Source organism: Dyella marensis, assembly GCF_900112865.1.
In the GTDB taxonomy this organism is placed as follows: Bacteria; Pseudomonadota; Gammaproteobacteria; order Xanthomonadales; family Rhodanobacteraceae; genus Dyella_D; species Dyella_D marensis_A.
In genome coordinates this window covers 337805-355190 of the sequence record NZ_FONH01000002.1, presented here as the reverse complement: position 1 = coordinate 355190, position 17386 = coordinate 337805, and the positions used below count along the sequence as shown (strand labels likewise).

General features: G+C 64.8%; 29 protein-coding genes. 24 read left to right on the top strand and 5 right to left on the bottom strand.

The window, feature by feature from the left end:
- Positions 1-3 precede the first annotated feature (3 nt).
- Positions 4-792, bottom strand: a complete 789-nt coding sequence (locus BM172_RS04395) for a S24 family peptidase (RefSeq protein ID WP_026636533.1) — start codon at positions 790-792, stop codon at positions 4-6.
- A 60-nt stretch (positions 793-852) separates the two neighbouring features.
- On the opposite strand from BM172_RS04395, the gene BM172_RS04390 reads away from it, so the two are divergent.
- Complete coding sequence (locus tag BM172_RS04390; protein WP_081805275.1) at positions 853-1119, top strand: transcriptional regulator; 267 nt, start codon at positions 853-855, stop codon at positions 1117-1119.
- A gap of 101 nt (positions 1120-1220) precedes the next feature.
- Here BM172_RS04390 and BM172_RS04385 read toward each other — a convergent pair whose 3' ends face one another.
- Complete coding sequence (locus tag BM172_RS04385) at positions 1221-1661, bottom strand: hypothetical protein (RefSeq protein WP_143096452.1); 441 nt, start codon at positions 1659-1661, stop codon at positions 1221-1223.
- A 108-nt stretch (positions 1662-1769) separates the two neighbouring features.
- Here BM172_RS04385 and BM172_RS04380 point away from each other — a divergent pair, with 108 nt between their 5' ends.
- Positions 1770-2399: a hypothetical protein gene (locus BM172_RS04380; protein ID WP_051548999.1), complete on the top strand. Its 630-nt coding sequence runs from the start codon at positions 1770-1772 to the stop codon at positions 2397-2399.
- Positions 2400-2416: 17 nt separating this feature from the next.
- On the opposite strand, the gene BM172_RS04375 is transcribed toward BM172_RS04380, so the two are convergent.
- The gene (locus BM172_RS04375; protein ID WP_026636535.1) at positions 2417-2635 is read right to left on the bottom strand and encodes a hypothetical protein; all 219 of its coding nucleotides are present in this window, start codon (positions 2633-2635) and stop codon (positions 2417-2419) included.
- 12 nt (positions 2636-2647) lie between these two features.
- Between BM172_RS04375 and BM172_RS04370 the strand changes: the two genes are divergently transcribed.
- On the top strand, positions 2648-2857 hold the full coding sequence (locus BM172_RS04370; RefSeq protein ID WP_026636536.1) for a hypothetical protein: 210 nt from the start codon (positions 2648-2650) through the stop codon (positions 2855-2857).
- Between the two features lie 223 nt (positions 2858-3080).
- A complete protein-coding gene (locus BM172_RS04365) occupies positions 3081-3317 on the top strand; it encodes a hypothetical protein (protein ID WP_143096451.1) in 237 nt (78 codons plus the stop codon).
- 282 nt (positions 3318-3599) lie between these two features.
- Here BM172_RS04365 and BM172_RS04360 read toward each other — a convergent pair whose 3' ends face one another.
- Together BM172_RS04360 and BM172_RS04355 are read right to left on the bottom strand one after the other, a co-directional pair.
- A complete protein-coding gene (locus BM172_RS04360) occupies positions 3600-3926 on the bottom strand; it encodes a hypothetical protein (RefSeq protein ID WP_026636538.1) in 327 nt (108 codons plus the stop codon).
- Between the two features lie 73 nt (positions 3927-3999).
- Positions 4000-4698, bottom strand: a complete 699-nt coding sequence (locus BM172_RS04355; RefSeq protein ID WP_026636539.1) for a hypothetical protein — start codon at positions 4696-4698, stop codon at positions 4000-4002.
- A gap of 70 nt (positions 4699-4768) precedes the next feature.
- On the opposite strand from BM172_RS04355, the gene BM172_RS04350 reads away from it, so the two are divergent.
- The 20 genes from BM172_RS04350 to BM172_RS22945 all read left to right on the top strand — a co-directional run bounded on the left by BM172_RS04350 (position 4769) and on the right by BM172_RS22945 (position 17305).
- Complete coding sequence (locus tag BM172_RS04350; protein ID WP_026636540.1) at positions 4769-5179, top strand: hypothetical protein; 411 nt, start codon at positions 4769-4771, stop codon at positions 5177-5179.
- Positions 5176-6126, top strand: coding sequence for a helix-turn-helix domain-containing protein (locus tag BM172_RS04345; protein ID WP_051549001.1), 951 nt, complete (start codon positions 5176-5178; stop codon positions 6124-6126). The genes BM172_RS04350 and BM172_RS04345 overlap by 4 nt, the downstream gene beginning before the upstream one ends.
- Positions 6089-6850 (top strand): ATP-binding protein, encoded by a 762-nt coding sequence (locus BM172_RS04340; protein ID WP_026636541.1) that lies wholly within the window; start codon positions 6089-6091, stop codon positions 6848-6850. Before BM172_RS04345 ends, BM172_RS04340 begins: the two co-directional genes overlap by 38 nt.
- A complete protein-coding gene (locus BM172_RS04335; protein ID WP_026636542.1) occupies positions 6847-7353 on the top strand; it encodes a DprA-like winged helix domain-containing protein in 507 nt (168 codons plus the stop codon). Before BM172_RS04340 ends, BM172_RS04335 begins: the two co-directional genes overlap by 4 nt.
- A complete protein-coding gene (locus BM172_RS04330) occupies positions 7350-7559 on the top strand; it encodes a hypothetical protein (protein WP_026636543.1) in 210 nt (69 codons plus the stop codon). The genes BM172_RS04335 and BM172_RS04330 overlap by 4 nt, the downstream gene beginning before the upstream one ends.
- Positions 7556-7858, top strand: coding sequence for a hypothetical protein (locus BM172_RS04325; RefSeq protein WP_026636544.1), 303 nt, complete (start codon positions 7556-7558; stop codon positions 7856-7858). The genes BM172_RS04330 and BM172_RS04325 overlap by 4 nt, the downstream gene beginning before the upstream one ends.
- Before the next feature lie 49 nt (positions 7859-7907).
- Positions 7908-8363 (top strand): RusA family crossover junction endodeoxyribonuclease, encoded by a 456-nt coding sequence (locus BM172_RS04320; protein ID WP_143096449.1) that lies wholly within the window; start codon positions 7908-7910, stop codon positions 8361-8363.
- Between the two features lie 8 nt (positions 8364-8371).
- Positions 8372-10432 carry a DNA cytosine methyltransferase gene (locus BM172_RS04315; RefSeq protein WP_026636546.1) on the top strand — a complete coding sequence of 687 codons (2061 nt, stop codon included), beginning with the start codon at positions 8372-8374 and terminating at the stop codon, positions 10430-10432.
- 14 nt (positions 10433-10446) lie between these two features.
- The gene (locus tag BM172_RS04310; RefSeq protein WP_026636547.1) at positions 10447-10854 is read left to right on the top strand and encodes a hypothetical protein; all 408 of its coding nucleotides are present in this window, start codon (positions 10447-10449) and stop codon (positions 10852-10854) included.
- Entirely contained in the window at positions 10851-12602 is a 1752-nt protein-coding gene (locus BM172_RS04305; protein WP_035323838.1) for an SNF2-related protein, read from the top strand. The genes BM172_RS04310 and BM172_RS04305 overlap by 4 nt, the downstream gene beginning before the upstream one ends.
- Positions 12599-13357 (top strand): hypothetical protein, encoded by a 759-nt coding sequence (locus BM172_RS04300; RefSeq protein ID WP_026636548.1) that lies wholly within the window; start codon positions 12599-12601, stop codon positions 13355-13357. The genes BM172_RS04305 and BM172_RS04300 overlap by 4 nt, the downstream gene beginning before the upstream one ends.
- Entirely contained in the window at positions 13357-13776 is a 420-nt protein-coding gene (locus BM172_RS04295) for a hypothetical protein (protein WP_051549003.1), read from the top strand. Before BM172_RS04300 ends, BM172_RS04295 begins: the two co-directional genes overlap by 1 nt.
- The gene (locus BM172_RS04290; protein WP_026636549.1) at positions 13773-14021 is read left to right on the top strand and encodes a hypothetical protein; all 249 of its coding nucleotides are present in this window, start codon (positions 13773-13775) and stop codon (positions 14019-14021) included. Before BM172_RS04295 ends, BM172_RS04290 begins: the two co-directional genes overlap by 4 nt.
- On the top strand, positions 14018-14281 hold the full coding sequence (locus BM172_RS04285) for a hypothetical protein (RefSeq protein WP_026636550.1): 264 nt from the start codon (positions 14018-14020) through the stop codon (positions 14279-14281). Before BM172_RS04290 ends, BM172_RS04285 begins: the two co-directional genes overlap by 4 nt.
- A complete protein-coding gene (locus BM172_RS04280; protein WP_051549005.1) occupies positions 14278-14829 on the top strand; it encodes a Ref family recombination enhancement nuclease in 552 nt (183 codons plus the stop codon). Before BM172_RS04285 ends, BM172_RS04280 begins: the two co-directional genes overlap by 4 nt.
- Entirely contained in the window at positions 14826-15497 is a 672-nt protein-coding gene (locus tag BM172_RS04275; RefSeq protein WP_026636551.1) for a DnaJ-like cysteine-rich domain-containing protein, read from the top strand. Before BM172_RS04280 ends, BM172_RS04275 begins: the two co-directional genes overlap by 4 nt.
- Before the next feature lie 215 nt (positions 15498-15712).
- Entirely contained in the window at positions 15713-15904 is a 192-nt protein-coding gene (locus BM172_RS22060) for a hypothetical protein (protein WP_143096448.1), read from the top strand.
- Positions 15901-16371 (top strand): lysozyme, encoded by a 471-nt coding sequence (locus BM172_RS04270; RefSeq protein WP_035323839.1) that lies wholly within the window; start codon positions 15901-15903, stop codon positions 16369-16371. The genes BM172_RS22060 and BM172_RS04270 overlap by 4 nt, the downstream gene beginning before the upstream one ends.
- Before the next feature lie 66 nt (positions 16372-16437).
- The gene (locus tag BM172_RS04265) at positions 16438-16827 is read left to right on the top strand and encodes a hypothetical protein (protein WP_231504244.1); all 390 of its coding nucleotides are present in this window, start codon (positions 16438-16440) and stop codon (positions 16825-16827) included.
- 142 nt (positions 16828-16969) lie between these two features.
- Positions 16970-17305 carry an HNH endonuclease gene (locus tag BM172_RS22945; protein WP_026636553.1) on the top strand — a complete coding sequence of 112 codons (336 nt, stop codon included), beginning with the start codon at positions 16970-16972 and terminating at the stop codon, positions 17303-17305.
- Positions 17306-17386: the final 81 nt, after the last annotated feature.

Here is a 17386-nt window from a genome sequence, read left to right as displayed (position 1 = left end):
CGGCTAGAACTGCGAAAAGCCGATGCTCCCAACAACACGCCCGCCAATTTCCAACCCCTGTATCTGCGCTGCCGACAGCTCGATCGAATCCTCGTACGAGTGCGTGCCGTGCAGGCGCAGACTCCCTTGCCCCTGAATTTGGAACCGCTTGATCTGAGGGATTGTCGCGAGCTTGTAGACGTAGATACCGTCGCCTTCAACGCGCCGAACATCGGTGTCTACAAATGCCAAGTCACCCTTGTCGATCACGCCTCGCAAAGAATCAGTCGGGTTTATAAACACCCGGATAGAAGACTTCAGCAAGGCATCAATGTTGTTTAGTAAACAGACTGGAATGTCAACAAATCGTATACGTTCCTTCGAATAGCCCTGGAGAAATTCGAAGGTGACGTAGTCGCCATTTTGAGTCGGCGTAGCCGCATGATTTGTAGCCTCGGTCGCGGGCGCGCTGTCGACTTTGGCTTCCTCGCCCGTGCGTCCATGTCGCGGTGGCTTGCCCGTTCCCAGATTGATCCAGTCTTCCGAGAACCCCTCAATCCCCCGCATCATGGCGATGTTGCGCATGTGCTGGACAGCCGCACGCCCGAACCGGCCTCGGCTGAGCCAGGTGGTGATGTGCTGTTGTGTCATCCCTTCCAGGGCGGCAAACTCGGGACGAGTAAAGCCGGCCAGATCCAGGAATGCCTTGAAGCGGTGCTCCAAGGCAGTCCGCTGGGACTCATTTGAGGCCGAAGCGCGTGTATCAACCATTTGTTTATGGTTGTTTACATCACCCAGGCGCGCAATAAACATTTCGTTTCCCAAGTAAACAAGGTGTTGACTGCCGACTAAACACAGTGTTTACTCGGCAGCATGAACTATGTCCAGCGCGCCGTTGCTGCATTCCCGTCCCAGGCCGCCTTTGCCCGGCAGATCGGCCGCCACCCCCAGGAAGTCACTCGCTGGATAAGGACCGGGAAGGTTCCGGCGAAGCACTGTCAGGCGGTCGAGCAGGCTGTCGAGCAGGCGCTCGCTAGTCGTGATCGTTCCCTTCCGACACTGGAGCCGGTGACGCGGTACGAGCTGCGTCCGGACGTCTTTGGCCATCAGCCGGGCGCGCCCGATCCGGAGGGCGCCTGATATGGGCAACCGGATTTCGTTCATAGCGTCCTTTTCCTTGTTTTCATCCTTGGACCGCACTCTCGCATCGATGCCGCGGAGGGCGCCATGAGTATTTCTACTCAGCCGCCTCGGTTTGAAACCAGTTCATCCTCGCGCTTTGTCGCGTCGTGCACCAAGTTCATCGCCAGAAGCCCGGGCCCCGCCGTAAAGACGATCGTCTGGCCGGACGGAATGTGCAGTACGGCTTTCGTGCCATCCCGGAATTGCATTTCGCAGCGAAGTGGCTGGCCATTGGCGTTTTTGATCAAGGTTCCTTGGGATTCGCTGTGGCGCGCTCCAAGCGCTGAAGCATCAATTCCTGCACGTCCATCTGGCAAAAGGCCGCTAGTAATGCTGTTTGCGTACTCGATGAGTTTCTCGCCGAGGACGAAGTTGCAATCGGCTGTTGCCCCGCGCTTCAAGCGATTGATTGTGACCTGCGCGCAGCCGACAGCCTTGGCAATTTTCATTTCCGAAATGCCCCGTTCCAGTAGGGCGTGGACTGCTTCTGCTGGCGTCATGCTCCTAGTTCCCCTGTTCAGTGTTTGGGCAAAGATTACGCGGCTAGCCTGTAGGTCGACCAGCTATGACGACCTGACCAGTTGGCCGCAGCTAAGCGGGGTAGCGCCATGAGTACCTTTACTCATGAGACCCGGTCGGAGCTGGTCTGCCGCATCGCGCGCGCGGCGTGGGACGCCAAGGCGATCAGCCTGACCGGCTTCTCCCGGGCGGTGGTGGCGTACTACTTTCTCAACACCCCCGAGTCCTCGGTCAACACCAACCTCCGGCAGCCCAGCGCGACGAACGCTGACCGGATGGAGGAAGACGAGAAGCACAACCGCCAGATCATCGAGCGGTTGATGAAGGGCACGGTGAAGACGTTCCCAGCGGACCTGGAAGAGGGCTGGGTGATGTCGCTGCCGGATGCGTACCGGGAGCAGGCGCTGCGCGAACTGGCCGCCCGGTACGGGCTGTTGCCGGCGCGCGCCGTGCACATCGCCGACTTCCAGGCCAACGCCGCCACGCTGATGAAGGCCGTGGCTCAGGTGATGGAGACGTTCGCGCCCATCGCTCAGGACGGCGTGATCAACCACCTCGACCGGCCGCACCTGAAGCCGTTCCTCGCGAGCATCGCCGATGCCCAGGGCGTGCTGGCCAGCCTCGCTCACCAGGCAGCGCAGGCGCTCGCCGACGAGACCACAACCCAAGTCGTGCGCTTGGCCGACCGCAAGCCCGGCGCGCACGGGGAGGGCAACTGATGGGCGCTCTCGGACCGCTAGGTGCGCATGAAGCGGCGCTTGCCGCCGGGAATCTCGAAGCCGCCTCTGATGACGTTGAGCGGGGTGCCGTCAGCGAGCCGGTACTCGGCCAGACCGGACATCTTGGCGTGAGGGTCAGCGAAGGTGCCGACGGAAATCTCGCTGGTGATTTCGTACACGACCGTTCGCTGGCCGAGGTCGTCAATGACGTTTATTGCCGTCCGCTTGGTAGCCATGGAGCCTCTCCCTTGCCCGCAGGTATCAGTGAACTCGATTGCGCCCTGGTGCGCATCCGGAACTATGCCACGCAGAACGAGCTGACGGCCGACCAGGTCCTCGATTGCTTTCTGGCGGGCGTCCAGGCGTCGCGCGTGATTGGGGCTGGCAAGGTCGCTCCGAGCATCGGCTGGCAGTCTGCGGTCGTGGTTGCTGAGGCCGCGGCTGGGGAGGGCGGCTGATGCATATGCGCCACAACACCACATTCCGGCCGGTCATTCCCCTCGAAGTTTCTCCCAGCGGCGATTTCGCGACCACGAAGCTTCCGCAAGGGTCAGCACTGCGAGGGCCAACACCAATCCCTTGCTGGTCCAGTAAAGGGCTCGAGGAACGTTCTCAGGCGCATGCCAGAAGGCCTGGGCTATGAGCAAGACCGTGAGCGCATACAGCCAAAGAGGTAGGGCCATGAATGCCCATCTGCGCCGGCTGCGAACGATCCAGAACGCCAGTCTGGTGTTGATCCTTCTCGTCAGCCTGTTGATCGGCCTCATGAGCCTTTCCTTGGCTGCGGTGACTGCCCTGTACGGCCTGAGCATTGGCGCCTCAATCGTTGGTGGTGCAGCGATTCTCGCTCATTGGCGAGCTGACGTCGCGCGCCTCGCTGCGCGCAAGCCCACTGGATCACAAGGGGAGGGCATCTGATGGGCGCGCTGGGACCGTTGGGCGAAAGCGAGACGACCGCTGCCGCCAGGCAGTTCACGTCGACATTCAATGCGGCGCAGGCTGCCGCAGTCGGTGAGGTGGCTACCGACCTGCATTACGTCGACCAGCCACGCAATGCATTCGTAATCAAGCCGGCGTTCCGACCGATTGGCGACGGCACTTGGAAATACGTGGGCGAGCGCGTTTTCGAATCGCCGCGATTTGCAGCCAACCCGACGCCAGCGATTAGGCAGCCGCTGGCGTCGGAATACACCGTTGCGGTTATTGAGACGCCGGCTGGCCGTTATGCCAACGGGGTGTGCCACGTGTTTGAACAACGGACTCCGCGCATGCACGGAGTTCTTCCGTCACACGAAGGTATTCGCTGATGGCTGTGGCTGCCGTCGGCGAGCCCTGGAGCCCCGCGGCCGTACGTTCGCGCTGCAGTTTCATGTGTGCGACCAGATCTTCCGTTGGCCCTTCACGCTCAAGCACCAGCAACATCAGCACTTCGTGCACGGCGTTTAAGCGGCCATGCAATATCTGCTGCTCTCTTTCGAGGATAGCGATGCGATCGCATGCCTCGACGAGGCTTGTTGGCTTGTTCATGGATTCCTCCCTGGTGGTGGTTGGTGGTGTCGCGCTTCCAGCCTACCACCTGGGGGAATCCGCCTCGATCAGCTTAGGCGAGCAGCGCCTTGGGAAGTTGCTTTCCTACGACCTGCCCAAGTTGGAAGGCTGCCGCGAGGCTCGCCGTTACCAACGCGCCCGCAATTTCGCTGTAGCGATCAAGGTCGTCCGCGTTGATGTTCCATGTGCCTGTCCATTCTTCAACCAATTCGCGAAGCCCTCTGAGGAGGCGCAGCGATTCGTGGAGGTTGCTGTGGATTCTCCCGGCTGCGTGGAGCTCAAGATCGTTGATCCACGTTCGATTCGATGTGTACGCATGCAGTTCTGCGTGAGCCAAGAACCGAAGGTCGTTCGCGGCGGCGTCGCCCACCACGACGCCATGCATCTTGTGGTAGTCGAGTCCTCGGCTGCCTTTCTTCTGGTCTCGCAGACCCTCGGCCATCGAAGTGCTACTGCGGAAGCACTTCCTTGCTTCCGTCGCTACCCATACGGCTTCGTCAAATACCGGCAGCAAGAAATGGCTCGCGTACGCCTGTCGTCGCTTTTGTTGACGACGATCAGTGAGCCACGGAATGACAAAAGCGGCAGCGACAGCCAAGAGGGTCGCGATAGCGCTTGCGGCCGTCCAGAACTGTGCGGGATCCATGGTCTTCGCCCAGAAGTCGGGCGGTTGGTTCGTGTGCGCGACGGACGTTGCGTGCGTTGGCGGCGCGCTAGTGGCGCGGGCCGGCTGGTTTGCAGCCTGGTCCATGCTGATTCTCCCTGTGTCCTGCCGGCAATGATGCTGGCGGGCCGCGCTCCGAGCAAGGCGGAGGTCTCCCATGGCCGGTAGCCGCCTCTCGCTGACCATCAAGTACGGCCGCGAGCTTCGCGACCTGTACCAGATGACCGCCGTTCGCTTGGCCGAACTGGATTTCATCGATCCTGCGCTGTGTGAGCGCGCGAGCAAAGCAGTCGCGGCCGCGGTGAATGCCGGAGCTGTCGGTTTCGTCCAGGTGGACCCGCTGACCAGGACCGTTTGCGTCGACATCGACGGACTCACCAGCGCGATCGGCGGAGCGTTCACCGACGCCGGCGTGCAACCTGCATTTCTAAAGCCTCTCATCCGGTACGAGTGCGGTTGGTTCCGACACATCGGTTGGCGCCTGTCGGGGCCGAGCGATCCCAGCCAAGCCAATTCCGGCTGGAATCCGACCCACATACTGGTGGACGAGTTCGGGGTGGCTGGGTGAGCAACCGGCATTCGACCATCGCCTGGGGCATCGCCATGCCCAGCACGCCGAAGTTCGTATTGATCTACGTGGCCGGCAGGGCCAACGACGACGGCGACGCCTACTTCACGATCGAGACGGCCTGCGCCAACACTGGGCTCGGCGAGCGCGTGGTGCAGAAGTCGCTCGCCCAGCTGGAGACCTGGAACTTCCTGGAGCGGGTCATGCGGCGCGGCCGGTCGACGGTGTACCGGCTGACGGATCCGCTGACCTGGGAACCCCCGCAGCTGGTGCACCCCCGCACCACGTGCACCCCCGCACCAGATGCACCCCCGCACGAGGTGCACCCCTGTGACGTGGAACCCCCGCACCACGTGCACCCCCGCACTGAGTGCACCCCCGCACCAGATGCGGGGGCCCCCGCACCAGGTGCACCCGCCCCCGCACCAGGTGCACCCATAAGCTCTTCTTTAGCTCTTCTATCTCTTGATTGTTCTTCCGCGAGCGCGCCCGAGCAGCCAGCCGAAGAGCAGGCGCCGCCGCCGGCACCGACGCGGAAGGCGCACGTGCTGGCAGCCATGGCGATGATCGAGGCCGGCATCCCCGGAATCCAGGTCAATCCCCAGCACCCGGACCTGATCGACCTGGCCGCGGTGCTGCCGCTGCGGGAGTTCACCGCTGCCGCTGCCGCGGCCGTCAAGAAGCGCGTTCCGAACATGTTCGCCTACGCCCTGGGGATTCTCCGCGGCCGCGCCACCGAGCTGGCCGACCGCGCCGGCGCCGCCCGCGCGCCGCCGGACGGGACCAGCCCCGCCGCCGTACCTCCGCCGAACGCCACCTTCGAAGGCAAGGACTATGCAGGATCCTCAACACCCGCAGAGCAGTTCTCCCCAGCCATGCGCGCCATCATCGACCAGCGGCTTAAGCGTGATGGTGATGCTGTCGTGCCCGAGGCACGGACAGTTTGAGACCTACCGCGCGCTGGCCGGCCACGCTGCCATCTCGTCGCTGTGTCCGCACTGCGCTGATGTCCGGAACAACGCCGAGCTGAAGGCGAAGGCGGAGCGCCGGAACCTGCAGGGGCGGCAGACGCGGATGCGCGAACTGCACACCTTGGCCCAGGTGCCGCGGCGATATGCCGACACCAGCCTCGACGACTACGCCATCAACAACGAAGGCCAGCGCCAGGCCCAGGCGATCGTCTACGCCTATGCGAAGACATTCCTGGAGCAGCAGGAGAAGGGCGGCAACCTGATCATGGTCGGCCGGCCGCGCACCGGCAAGACGATGCTGGCCTGCGCGGTGGCCAACTCGATCATCCGCGAGTTCCTCTGTACCTGCACGTTCGGCACGGTCTCGGACTACTGCCGTGAGGTGCGCAGCTCGTTCGGCGCGAGTCGCCGCGGCGGTCGGACCGAGAAGCAGATCATCCAGGACCTGCGCACCGTTGACCTGGCGATCCTCGACGACATCGGCGCCAGTGCCGAGGGAGCGCACGACCTCAAGGTGCTGTTCGACATCGTCGACGGCCGCTGGCGCGATGGCCGGCCCACGGTGGTCACGTCGAATCTCGACCTGGCGGAGATGCGCATGCACCTGGGCGACCGCCTCATGAAGCGCCTGGAGGACAACGCCACCGTCGTCGCCTTCAACTTCGACGGCTTCAACGGTCGGCAGGGGACGTTACTGTGAGCGAGATTCCTCCGAGCGTCCTGGCCCTGCTGAAGAAGGGCGCGCGCACCGCGGACCAGATCGCGACGGAACTTGGCGTCGCCGTCAGCACGCTTCGCAAGGTGCTCCCGAAGATGGAGTTGAAGGGGCTCATCAGGGCGACGCGCAGCGCGACGGGCAACAGGTACGGGGCGCCGCCGCGCATCTATTGGCTCGCCAGAGAACCGATGATCCAGCTCGGCAAGGCGCACCGCGCCGATGTCTACCAGGCCGGTCGCCGGATCGGCGAGCTGCTGCTGGAACACGGCGAGGTGGCCGTGTTCGTGGACGATCGCTGGAACATCGGCGTCGCGCTGCACCACGAAGGCAACTACCAGGACCTGCTGGCCAAGCATGGCGCCTGGCTGGTGGGGCGATACCGCCGCAAGGAAGGCGAGCAGATCCGCACGTCTTTCATCGCGGAAGATATGCTCGTTCGGCTGGAACAGATCGATGCAGCGCGGCTCGCGAGGGCTCACGCGTGAGCCGCTTCCAGTCCCGCCCCGATGGCGAGTACTGCCAGTGCCCGCGCTGCGCGCGGCGCGGCTATGGCCAGGACAGCTGGCATCCGGTCACGACCGAGTACTGGCCCATGAACCGCGGCCGGCTATCGCTGGCGCGCTGCAAAGCCTGCTGCGGCGAAGTGATGGCCCACAAGAACGGTGTCGTGCCGGCGGCGGAGGCAGCATGAGCCGCGAATGGATCAACAGCCGCCATGGATACCGCCTGTCGAAGTCCAACGGCGGCGGCACGCTGATCCTCTGCCCGATCCACAACCGGTGGCATCCGCAGACGCTCCGTGGTCGCCATGGCCCGACCGGGAAGGCCGTCCCCAACACTTGTCCGGATTGCAAGCAGGACGAGATCACGCTCGGCCTCAGCGGCTATGCGCTTGGCATTCCGTATCGAGAACGGCTGCGTCCCGAAAACCTCGCGCGCATTGAAGAGCACTGCGGCAAGAAGCTGTTGAGGTACCACAAGCGTGGCTAAGGGAAATCGCTCTCTTCGCTTTGCCTCGCTGGAGGAGATGTCGCCGGCGATGCGCGAACTCGCGCTGGCGGCTCTTGCCAAGGGCCGCGGCCGGGCTGCGGCGACGCCGATCACTCCGCAGGCGGACCCGATGGCGCCAATTGTCATCGACCTGCCGCTGCGCACACCGCTCTACAACCAGTGGGTCCGGATGCACTTCAGGTCGCGGATGCGGTACTGCCGCGCTGTGGCGGTGCAGATCGCGATCCACGCCAGCCGCCGCCCTGACGAACCGCTGCAGCAGTGCCGGATCACGGTGGAGCGCTTCTCCACCCAGAAACCAGACCGCGATGGGCTATGGGGCAGCCTGAAGGCTCTGCTCGATGCCCTGCAGCCGAAATCGAAGACCCATCCATACGGCCTCGGCTTCATCGTGAACGACTCGTCGTCGTGCATAGCCGAGCTCACCCCCACGCACGTGCCGGGCAGCGAGAAGCGCACCCGGGTCACCATCGAACCCCTCTGAGGACAGCCATGGCAGACGGCGGCAAGCAGTCCGGCTTCAACTTCCCGCGCAATCAGCTGGTCTCGGCGCTGCGCCCCGGCGAGATCGTCGTGGATTTCTTCGCCGGCGGCGGCGGCGCGAGCGAGGCGCTGCGCCAGGCACTGGGGCGCGACCCCGACGTCGCGGTCAACCACGATCCGCAGGCGATCGGCATGCACGCGGCGAACCATCCGTTCACGCAGCACCTGCCGGCGGACGTGTGGGAGGTCGACATTCTGCGCGAGGTTGCGGGCCGGCCGGTGGGGTGGTTCCACGCCTCGCCGGACTGTACGCACTTCAGCCAGGCCAAGGGCGGACAGCCGCGCAGCAAGGCGACTCGGTCGCTGTCGTGGGTGGTGCTGAAGGTCGCCGGCAAGCTGGCGCGCGCCGGTCTGACGCCGCGCATCATCAGCCTGGAGAACGTCAAGCAAATCCAGGGCTGGACGAGGCTGGTGGCGAAGCGCGACAAGGCCACTGGCCGCGTGGTGAAGCTGGACGGCTCGGTAGCGGCGCGTGGCGAACGCGTGCCTGTGCGCGACCAGTTCCTAGTCCCGGACAAGAAGCGCATGGGCAGCACGTGGCGCCAGTTCGTCGCCGCGCTTAGTGCGCTGGGCTACGTGGTCGAGTGGAGGATGCTCAAGGCCTGCGACTACGGCGCCGGCACGAGCCGCGAGCGGCTATTCCTGATCGCGCGGCGCGACGGGTCGCCGATTTGCTGGCCAGAGCCGACCCATGGCCCGAGCCGCGCGCATCCGTTCGTCACGGCGGCGGACTGCATCGACTGGTCGATCCGCGGCAACTCCATCTTCGACCGCAAGCGTCCGTTGGCCGACGCCACGATGCGACGCATCGCCAAAGGTATCCAGCGCTACGTGCTCGGCGCGGCCGAGCCGTTCATTGTCCCGCTGACACACCAAGGCGAGCGACGCCTACATGGCAACGGCGAGCCGTTGCCGACGATCACCGGCGCCAACCGCGGTGAGCTGGCCGCTGTCGCGCCCACGATGGTGCAGGTTGGCTATGGCGAGCGGCCCGGGCAGTCGCCGCGTGCGCTGAACCTGGAGAAGCCGCTGGGCGTCGTTGTCGGTGGCGGCATCAAGCATGCCCTGGCGTCCGCCATGTTGGTCGGGGTAGGCGGCCGCGCTGGTCAGACCGAGCCTCGCCCCGCCGGCGAACCGGGGTACACGCTGACCGGGAAAGCGGACTGCGCGGTCGCCACCGCTCACCTGGTGAAGTTCCGCGGCAGCAGCGCTGGCGCCCCAGTGGACGGACCGTCGCCGGTCATCACCAGTGGCGCCGGCGCCGCGCGGCCCGCCGGGGCTGCCCATGCCCTGGGCCTGATGACGGCATTCCTGGAGCAGGCGAACGGCGGTGGCCTCAACGGCGTGCCGGCCCGCGCGCGTGGCGCCGTGGAGCCGCTGTCGGCAATTACCGGCACGGGATCCCAGCAGCAGCTGGTCACCGCCAACATGGTCACGCTCCGGCGCAACTGCGACGGACGAACAGCCGATGGACCCATTGGGACCGTGTGTGCCGGAGCCGAGCATCATGCGGTGGTCACAGGGCACCTCACGGCCTTCGGCCAGAACGCGAAGGGCAGCGGTGCCGACGAGCCGATGCAGACTGCGCTCGGTGGGGCGACGCGCTTCGGCGTGGTGGAGTGCACGCTGAGCCCGGAACAGGAAGAGAGCGCGCTCAAAGTCGCCGCCTTCCTGATGCGCTACCACGGCACCGGCGGCCAACACGCGGGCTTGGACGAACCACTGACGACGGCCACCACCAAGGATCGCCTTGCGTTGGTGACTGTGACCATCCAGGGCACGCCGTACGTGATCGTAGATATCTGCCTGCGCATGCTCCGCCGCGAGGAACTGTTCCGCGCGCAGGGCTTCCCGGCCGACTACATCATTGACCGCACCGCCGACGGCACGAAGCTGAGCAACAGCGCCTCGGTGAAGATGTGCGGCAACAGCGTCAGCCCGCCGCCGCTGGCCGCGCTGGCCCGCGCCAACCTCGATCCGGTGCGCGAGCCGGAAAGGCTGGCCGCATGAGCAGCGGACCTTCGATGACTGAGCAGCCGCTCCGTACCGGTGACGCGTCATCGCTGCACATGCGGCTATCGGCCCTGTCCAACCTGCTCGGCGGCGTTCGGTACCGCTATGCCAGCGAAGAGAAGCTGCACGCCGTCATGGCCGGCCTGATGCGGGAGGCCGGGCATGCCTTCGAGCACGAATACCGGCTCGACCAGCACAACAGGGCCGATTTCTGGCTCGACGGACTGGTGATCGAGGTCAAGGTCGATGGTTCGATTGGCGACGCCATGCGCCAGGTGGAACGCTACATCGGTCTGCCGCAGGTGCGGGGTGTGCTGTTGGCCGGCACGCCTTCATGGGCCAGCACGCCGCTGCTCAAGCGGCCCGCCTTTCACGGCAAGCCCTTCCACATGGTCCGTCTGCAGAGGCAGGCCCTATGAACTACGGGTCCGTGCAGTATCTCAGTGGTGGATGGGTGGTGACCTGCGAGCCCCAGGTGCGTGCGCGCCTCAAGCGTGTGTTTCCGCGCGTGCCGCAACACGCCGCCGAGCACCTTCTATTGAGCGCCTCGCCCGAGAACAGCCGGGAGCTGTCCTGGTTCCTGACTCGCTACCCCATGTCGGTCACGGATGGCGACCGGTCGCTCATGGACCAGCTGGCCAATCAGCACGTGGAGATGGAGGCCAGCCTGCAGGAGCTCCTGGCCGGCCGTAGGCCAATACCTCAGTTCGAACTGGCCAAGCCGCCCCGCGACTACCAGCGGTACGCCGCCGCGCAGATGGACATTCGCGGCGGGCTGCTGCTGGCAGACGACCTTGGGCTGGGCAAGACGGTCACGGGCATCTGTCCGATGGCCGCGCCGGCGAACCTGCCGGCCGTGGTCGTGTATCCGGCTGCACTTCCGAACCATTGGCCCGAGAAGCTGGCGGAGTTCGCGCCGGCACTCCGTGTCCACCGGATCCGGAAGGGCAAGCCGTATCCGCTGGTGCGCCAGCGCGGCCAGCGGCTGCCCGATCTATGGGACACCATCCCAGACGTCATCCTGGTCAGCTACCACATGCTGCGCGGCTGGGCGGAGACCCTGGGCGAGCTGGTGCAGTACGCGGTGTTCGAGGAATGCCAGCAACTGCGCAGCCCCGGTACCGACATCTACAGCGCCGCGATGTACCTGGCGAAGCGTGCGCGGCTACGTATGGGGCTCACCGCCACTCCGATCTACAACTACGGCACCGAGTTCTACCACGTCGTCAACCCGCTAATCCCCGATTGCATGGGCACCTATGACGAGTTCGTGCGCGAGTGGTGCATCACGGCGCCGGGTGAAAAGGCCCGCCTGAAGGATGCGGAGCAGTTCGGTACCTACCTGCGGCGCGAGGGCATCATGTTGCGTCGCACCCGCAAGGAGGTGGGCCGCGAGCTGCCCGCCTTGTCCAAGGTCCCCTACGAGATCGAGGCGGACGAACGCGTTCTGGACAGCATCGCCGGCGACGCCGCCGCGCTGGCAAAGATCATCCTTTCCGCGAACGAGCGGTACCGCGGCGAGAAAATGCAGGCCGGAGGCGAATTCGACCGACTGGTGCGCCAAGCCACTGGCATCGCCAAGGCCCCACACGTGGCTGAGTTCGTGCGTCTGCTGGTGCAGAGCGGCCAGCAGGTCCTGGTGTTTGGCTGGCACCGCGAGGTGTACGCCATATGGCAGGAGAAGCTCGCCGAGTACAACCCCGTCATGTACACGGGCTCGGAGTCGCCGAGCCAGAAGCAGGCGGCGAAGGATGCCTTCGTCGCGGGCCAGAGCAAGGTGATGCTCATCAGCCTGCGCGCCGGCGCGGGCATCGATGGCTTGCAGCACGTCAGCAGCACTGTCGTGTTCGGCGAGCTGGACTGGTCCCCCGGCGTGCACGAGCAGTGTATCGGCCGCGTGCACCGCGATGGCCAGACCGAGCCGGTGATGGCCTATTTCCTCATCTCCGATAACGGGAGCGACCCCATCGTTTCCGAAGTCCTCGGCGTCAAGCGCGAGCAGATCGAGGGCGTCCGCAATCCGGACGAGAACCTGGTCGAGCGAATCGATACCGGCGAAAACCAGCTCCGGCGCCTCGCGGCGGAGTTCCTCAAATCCCAAGGCCAGCGCCCAGTCGATGACGCCACGGTGGTCCCGCTCCGCGTGCGCGAGGAGATCGAAGCATGACGAACGTAACTTTCCCCATTCGGCCGCAGGTGGCGCGCGACCCCGACGGCCGGATCACCATCTACGTCGGCGGTTCGTACCAGACCATGGAGATCGATGTGGCCATGGCCATGCACCGCGCCATGGGTGAAGTGCTCGCCATCTCTGGTTGCCGCGTCCTCACCTGCGTCTACTGTGGCAAGGAGTACCCGCAGGGCACGCCGGCGGCCGGCAATGCGGTGCTGACCGACCACATCAAGGTCTGCGAGAAGCATCCCCTGCGCAAGGCCGAGGCAAAGATTGCGCGCCTGCGCTCAGCGTTGATGGGCTTCATGGGGGTGTCCTCGGTCAAGGATCTTCGGAAGCTGGAAGCCGGCATTAATCTCCTGCCGGTGTCGAAGGAGGATCGAGCGATAGCCCTTGCCGCCATCCAGGAGTTGCTGGACGTGGCCGACGAGGAGGCGGTCGGCGATATGGCGTTGAAGGCCAAACGAATTGAGTTCCTTGCCTCGCTTCAGAGCAACCACTTCTATCTGACGCGCAATGCCGAGCAGGCGCCGAACTATCAGACCGCGAGCAAGTGGATCGAGGAAGAGCGGCAGGACTTCGACGACGTGCCGGCCGAAGAACTGCAGCGGATGAAGGACGCTGACACGATCTGGTGCCTCCATGTGTATCCGGACACGCCGATCGGCTTCTGGCGGATCTACGGCGCCACCATCGAATCGGTGATCGACCGCGCCATGGCCATGCTGGCCGACGAAGGTGGCCAGTAATGGGCTGGTCTATCGGATATGACCGCCGGTGGAAGCGTGACGTTGGCTATGGCGTGCCGGCGACTTGCGACTACCCCGGGTGCAACGCTGAGATCAACCGTGGTCTCGCGTATGTGTGTGGCGGTGAGCCATACGGCGGCGAACACGGCTGCGGCCTCTATTTCTGCGATGCCCACCAGCTGATCGCCGGCGACAGGCGCAACAACGTCCAGCTGTGCAGCCGTTGCTACGGCGGCCGAGGCGGTCCGTACAAACCCACTCCGGATACTCCGGAATGGATCCACCACAAACTGACGGATGAGAGCTGGAAGCGCTGGCGGGAAACGAACGTCCACGAGGTGGCGCAGCTCGTGTCCCAGCTTGCAAAGCAGCCTTTCACCGGTGCCCGAGCAGCCAGCCAGGAGGGGCCTACCCCGTGATCATCAAGCGAATTGAAGGATTCTCGAAGGTGTTCGGTGCACCGCCCGACTGGAACGGCGAGGACATGTCTTGTGGCGCCCTGCCGGTGCTCGAGGTGATGACGCCGGAAGGCCCTTTCATGGTGTCGGCCTGGGAGCCGACGGCAGACGAGCTGAAAGCCATCATCGCCGGGGAGACCATCAAGCTATGGATCCGAGGCACCGGGCATCCGGTGGTGGCGCTGACGGTCGGAGCTGTGTCATGACCGCTGACGGAGAAGCGGGCAAGGCCATGGAATTTATCCCGTTGCCCCTGGAAGACGAGGTAATGGCCGCCGTCAAGCGCTACCCAGGTCGCGTCACATACTTCATCCGTAACTCGGTGCTGTTCGTCTACCCGGGCATCACGACGGCCAAGGTGCGGCGAGTCCTCATGCGGCTGGAAAAGGTGGGGAGTGTGAAGCGCGTTCCTTCGGTGTATGCGCGCGATATCGCTTGGGCGGTGACCGAGGCTGGCCAGGCATGAAGCAGACGCCCCTCAAGCGAAAGACCCCGCTGCGCCAGGTGTCGGAGAAGCGGAAGTTCGCCGCTATGACGCCGGCGGTGCGGCGGCCCGCCAAGCTGGCGCCGGGCAAGGCCCTCAAGGCTGTTTCCATCCGACCCCGCGCGCGCCGCCTGCGGCAGGGCCGGAGCACTGACAAGCCGAACGCCGCCGAGCAAGCGCGGTTCGGCCATATCTGGGCCTTGGGTTGCGTGGCCTGCATGCTCGGCGACCAGCGCGGGTATGGCCGTGCGCAGGTCCATCACCTGACAATCGGTGGCAAGCACGGACAGAAGCGCCGCGGCCACGTCTTCACTATCGGCCTGTGCGGCTGGCACCACCAGGGCGAGCGCCCGCACGGCATGCACGAGCGGGACGCCCGGAAGCTGTATGGCCCCAGCTACGCGCTGCATGCCCGGGCCTTCCGCCAGGTCTATGGCCATGACGACGAGCTGCTCTCCTACCAGAACACCCTTATAGCGCGCCGCGTCGAGGCGCTGGCCGGAATCACCCAGACAGGGGCATCTTCATGAACTTTGCAAAGCTGCTGGCGCGCCTGAATCAGACGACTGTGAGATACGACATCGGCATGGGTGGTCGACCGGAACTCACTGCGCAAGACATTGCCGCGGCCCTTGGACTGGTCCAGCCTGGCATTGGCCGAGACCTGATGGAGATGATCTGGTGGCCGGAGGGCGCCAAGCTGCGAATCGCCTATCTGAACGCGGTGCTGACGGAAATGCAGCTCGTCGAGCACAACCGCCGCGAGCAGGCAATGTACAGCGCACTTGCCGGAGTGGCCGTCGGCCCACTTGGTGAAGAGCGTATCCGTGCGCACTCGGCCTACAGCCACGCTCATAGCCGGCGCTGGCCAGCTTGGATCAAGCGGCTCGATCCGTTGGAAGTGGCGGAAGGATATGAGGGCATTCGCGCGACGGTACTGCTGGAACTGGCACGGCCACGACATTGCCAGACATGCGAAGGGCGAGGCGAGATTTTCAAGCGAGACCTGGTCGTGGCGTGTGCGCGGTGCGAGGGATCAGGCACGCGTGAGTTCGGGCCAACGTGGCGCGCCGAGCAGATGGGCATGACCGAGCAGGCGTTCAAAAAGACCTGGGAGGGACCGTACCTCTGGTTGCTCGATCGGCTCCGCGGCGAGTTGGAAAAGGCCGAGAACTCCCTGCGTGGCGCTCTTGCCTAAAACCCAACTTTCGCGGTTACAACTACGTCAGTAAACTGCCTTGGACGCTTCGTGCGACCGAAGCAAATTCACTCCAAGCCCCGCCATTGTGCGGGGCTTTTTCTTGGGCTGGCGACGCCAGCGCCGCATTCCTGCGCGCCCATAGGTTGATATGCCGGGTAAGCCCTGCGGGGGACGTCCGGTCGCAGGGATCTATCCGTTGAACAGGGGCGATCATGGAACAGTCTGGATTGGCGCGTGAGGTTGCAGCCGCCGCGGCCAAGGTGACGCCGATCGCCGGCTTCATTCTCGGCAAGGCCAGTGGCTGGGGGCCGCAAGAGTGGTCCTACGTCTGCATGGCAGGGTATGCGGTGCTGCAAGCCGCTCACCTGATGTGGAAGTGGCGCAAAGAGGCGAAGAAGCCATGAGCGGGTCGCGCGGCAAGCTAGTGGCTGGTGCGCTGGCGCTGCTGCTGTCGACTGCTGCCGCGTTCGTGCAGCCGTGGGAGGGCAAGAAGAATGACCCCTACACGGACATTGCCGGTGTTCCCACGGTCTGCATCGGCCATACGGGCAGCGATGTGCAGGCGCGCCACTACTCGGATGCCGAGTGCGATGACCTACTGAAGGCGGACCTGGCTAAGGCCAATTCGATCGTGCGTCGGTGCATCACCGTGGCAATGACGACTGGTCAGGAAACGGCGCTGACCAGCGCGGCATTCAACATCGGACCATCGGTCGTGTGCGGATCGACCCTTGCCAGGCTGGCCAACAGCGGCGACTGGGCTGGCGCGTGTGCACAGCTCGATCGCTGGGTCTATGCCGGCGGTCGGCGTGTCGACGGGTTGGTGCGACGGCGTGCTGCTGAGCGCGCCCTATGCGAGGGCAGGGCATGACCATCTGGGCCAAGTTCGCAGCATTCCTGCTGGTGCTTGGCGCCGTCTATGCGTGGGGACATCACGATGGCGGCCAAGCCGGCGCCTTACGTCTGGCCGAAGTTACTGCGAGCCAGGCACGCCTCGCGCAAGGCGTTGCTGAGAAGGCCGCCGCGGCAGAGCGCATGGCCCGCGCTGCCGAACGGGCGCAAGCAGCTGCATTCAACGCGAAAGACCAGCAATACCAACAGGACCTTCGCCATGCGAAAGATGATGCGAGCCAGCTTGCTTCTGATCTGCGTGCTGCTCGCCAGCGGCTGCGCGGACCATGGCGATGTGCGGCCAGTGTGCCCAGCGCTGCAGCTGGTACCGCCGGACCTGATGCAGGAGCCGACGACCGAGCAGCGAGTGCGGGGCGAATTGTTGGAGCCGCCGCCGCATGTGACGCCCAGGTCCGCGGACTCCAAGCCATCCTGAGGGCGGAGCGGTCCACTGACGGTAGGTGAGGCAATGACCGGGTTCAGTCCCACCGTCGATGTTCAGAACATGATGGGCCGCATGTCGGCGTGCGGCGCACAGCAGTATGAGGGCATGAGAGACCAAGTCGTCTGGTGCAGTCGTGGGTAGGTTGAAGACGCTGCGGCCGCGGCTTGGGTCTCTCGGGGCACGCGTGCAGTGGGCGCCGACGCCGTCGGAGAAGCGCATCACTGGTCGCGCGCTTCAGCGCCGGCGGCAACGGATATGGACGCAGGACCCCCGTTGTGCCCATTGCGGGCGTGTCACCGAGTACCCGTCAGGCTTCGAGCTCGACCATCGCGTGCCGCTACATCAGGGCGGCGACGATGTCGACTCGAACTGCCAGGTGCTGTGCGCCGGCCCCGATGGATGCCATGCCCGCAAGACCGCCGGCGACGCAGGGCGTCGACCCGATCCACCGGGTGTTCGGCGCAGGTGAGAACGACTCTCATCATATATAGGGGGGGTAAAAAGTCTGGTCCGTTCAGGTAGCGGAAACCGACCGTCCTCTCACGTAGAG

What these genes read in the sequence shown, in the direction of transcription:
- BM172_RS04395 (WP_026636533.1), bottom strand. Translation starts at nt 792, where the DNA reads ATGTTTATTGCGCGCCTGGGTGATGTAAACAACCATAAACAAATGGTT.
- BM172_RS04390 (WP_081805275.1), top strand. Translation starts at nt 853, where the DNA reads ATGAACTATGTCCAGCGCGCCGTTGCTGCATTCCCGTCCCAGGCCGCC.
- BM172_RS04385 (WP_143096452.1), bottom strand. Translation starts at nt 1,661, where the DNA reads ATGACGCCAGCAGAAGCAGTCCACGCCCTACTGGAACGGGGCATTTCG.
- BM172_RS04380 (WP_051548999.1), top strand. Translation starts at nt 1,770, where the DNA reads ATGAGTACCTTTACTCATGAGACCCGGTCGGAGCTGGTCTGCCGCATC.
- BM172_RS04375 (WP_026636535.1), bottom strand. Translation starts at nt 2,635, where the DNA reads ATGGCTACCAAGCGGACGGCAATAAACGTCATTGACGACCTCGGCCAG.
- BM172_RS04365 (WP_143096451.1), top strand. Translation starts at nt 3,081, where the DNA reads ATGAATGCCCATCTGCGCCGGCTGCGAACGATCCAGAACGCCAGTCTG.
- BM172_RS04360 (WP_026636538.1), bottom strand. Translation starts at nt 3,926, where the DNA reads ATGAACAAGCCAACAAGCCTCGTCGAGGCATGCGATCGCATCGCTATC.
- BM172_RS04355 (WP_026636539.1), bottom strand. Translation starts at nt 4,698, where the DNA reads ATGGACCAGGCTGCAAACCAGCCGGCCCGCGCCACTAGCGCGCCGCCA.
- BM172_RS04350 (WP_026636540.1), top strand. Translation starts at nt 4,769, where the DNA reads ATGGCCGGTAGCCGCCTCTCGCTGACCATCAAGTACGGCCGCGAGCTT.
- BM172_RS04340 (WP_026636541.1), top strand. Translation starts at nt 6,089, where the DNA reads ATGGTGATGCTGTCGTGCCCGAGGCACGGACAGTTTGAGACCTACCGC.
- BM172_RS04325 (WP_026636544.1), top strand. Translation starts at nt 7,556, where the DNA reads ATGAGCCGCGAATGGATCAACAGCCGCCATGGATACCGCCTGTCGAAG.
- BM172_RS04320 (WP_143096449.1), top strand. Translation starts at nt 7,908, where the DNA reads ATGCGCGAACTCGCGCTGGCGGCTCTTGCCAAGGGCCGCGGCCGGGCT.
- BM172_RS04315 (WP_026636546.1), top strand. Translation starts at nt 8,372, where the DNA reads ATGGCAGACGGCGGCAAGCAGTCCGGCTTCAACTTCCCGCGCAATCAG.
- BM172_RS04310 (WP_026636547.1), top strand. Translation starts at nt 10,447, where the DNA reads ATGACTGAGCAGCCGCTCCGTACCGGTGACGCGTCATCGCTGCACATG.
- BM172_RS04305 (WP_035323838.1), top strand. Translation starts at nt 10,851, where the DNA reads ATGAACTACGGGTCCGTGCAGTATCTCAGTGGTGGATGGGTGGTGACC.
- BM172_RS04300 (WP_026636548.1), top strand. Translation starts at nt 12,599, where the DNA reads ATGACGAACGTAACTTTCCCCATTCGGCCGCAGGTGGCGCGCGACCCC.
- BM172_RS04295 (WP_051549003.1), top strand. Translation starts at nt 13,357, where the DNA reads ATGGGCTGGTCTATCGGATATGACCGCCGGTGGAAGCGTGACGTTGGC.
- BM172_RS04285 (WP_026636550.1), top strand. Translation starts at nt 14,018, where the DNA reads ATGACCGCTGACGGAGAAGCGGGCAAGGCCATGGAATTTATCCCGTTG.
- BM172_RS04280 (WP_051549005.1), top strand. Translation starts at nt 14,278, where the DNA reads ATGAAGCAGACGCCCCTCAAGCGAAAGACCCCGCTGCGCCAGGTGTCG.
- BM172_RS04275 (WP_026636551.1), top strand. Translation starts at nt 14,826, where the DNA reads ATGAACTTTGCAAAGCTGCTGGCGCGCCTGAATCAGACGACTGTGAGA.
- BM172_RS22060 (WP_143096448.1), top strand. Translation starts at nt 15,713, where the DNA reads ATGGAACAGTCTGGATTGGCGCGTGAGGTTGCAGCCGCCGCGGCCAAG.
- BM172_RS04270 (WP_035323839.1), top strand. Translation starts at nt 15,901, where the DNA reads ATGAGCGGGTCGCGCGGCAAGCTAGTGGCTGGTGCGCTGGCGCTGCTG.
- BM172_RS04265 (WP_231504244.1), top strand. Translation starts at nt 16,438, where the DNA reads ATGGCGGCCAAGCCGGCGCCTTACGTCTGGCCGAAGTTACTGCGAGCC.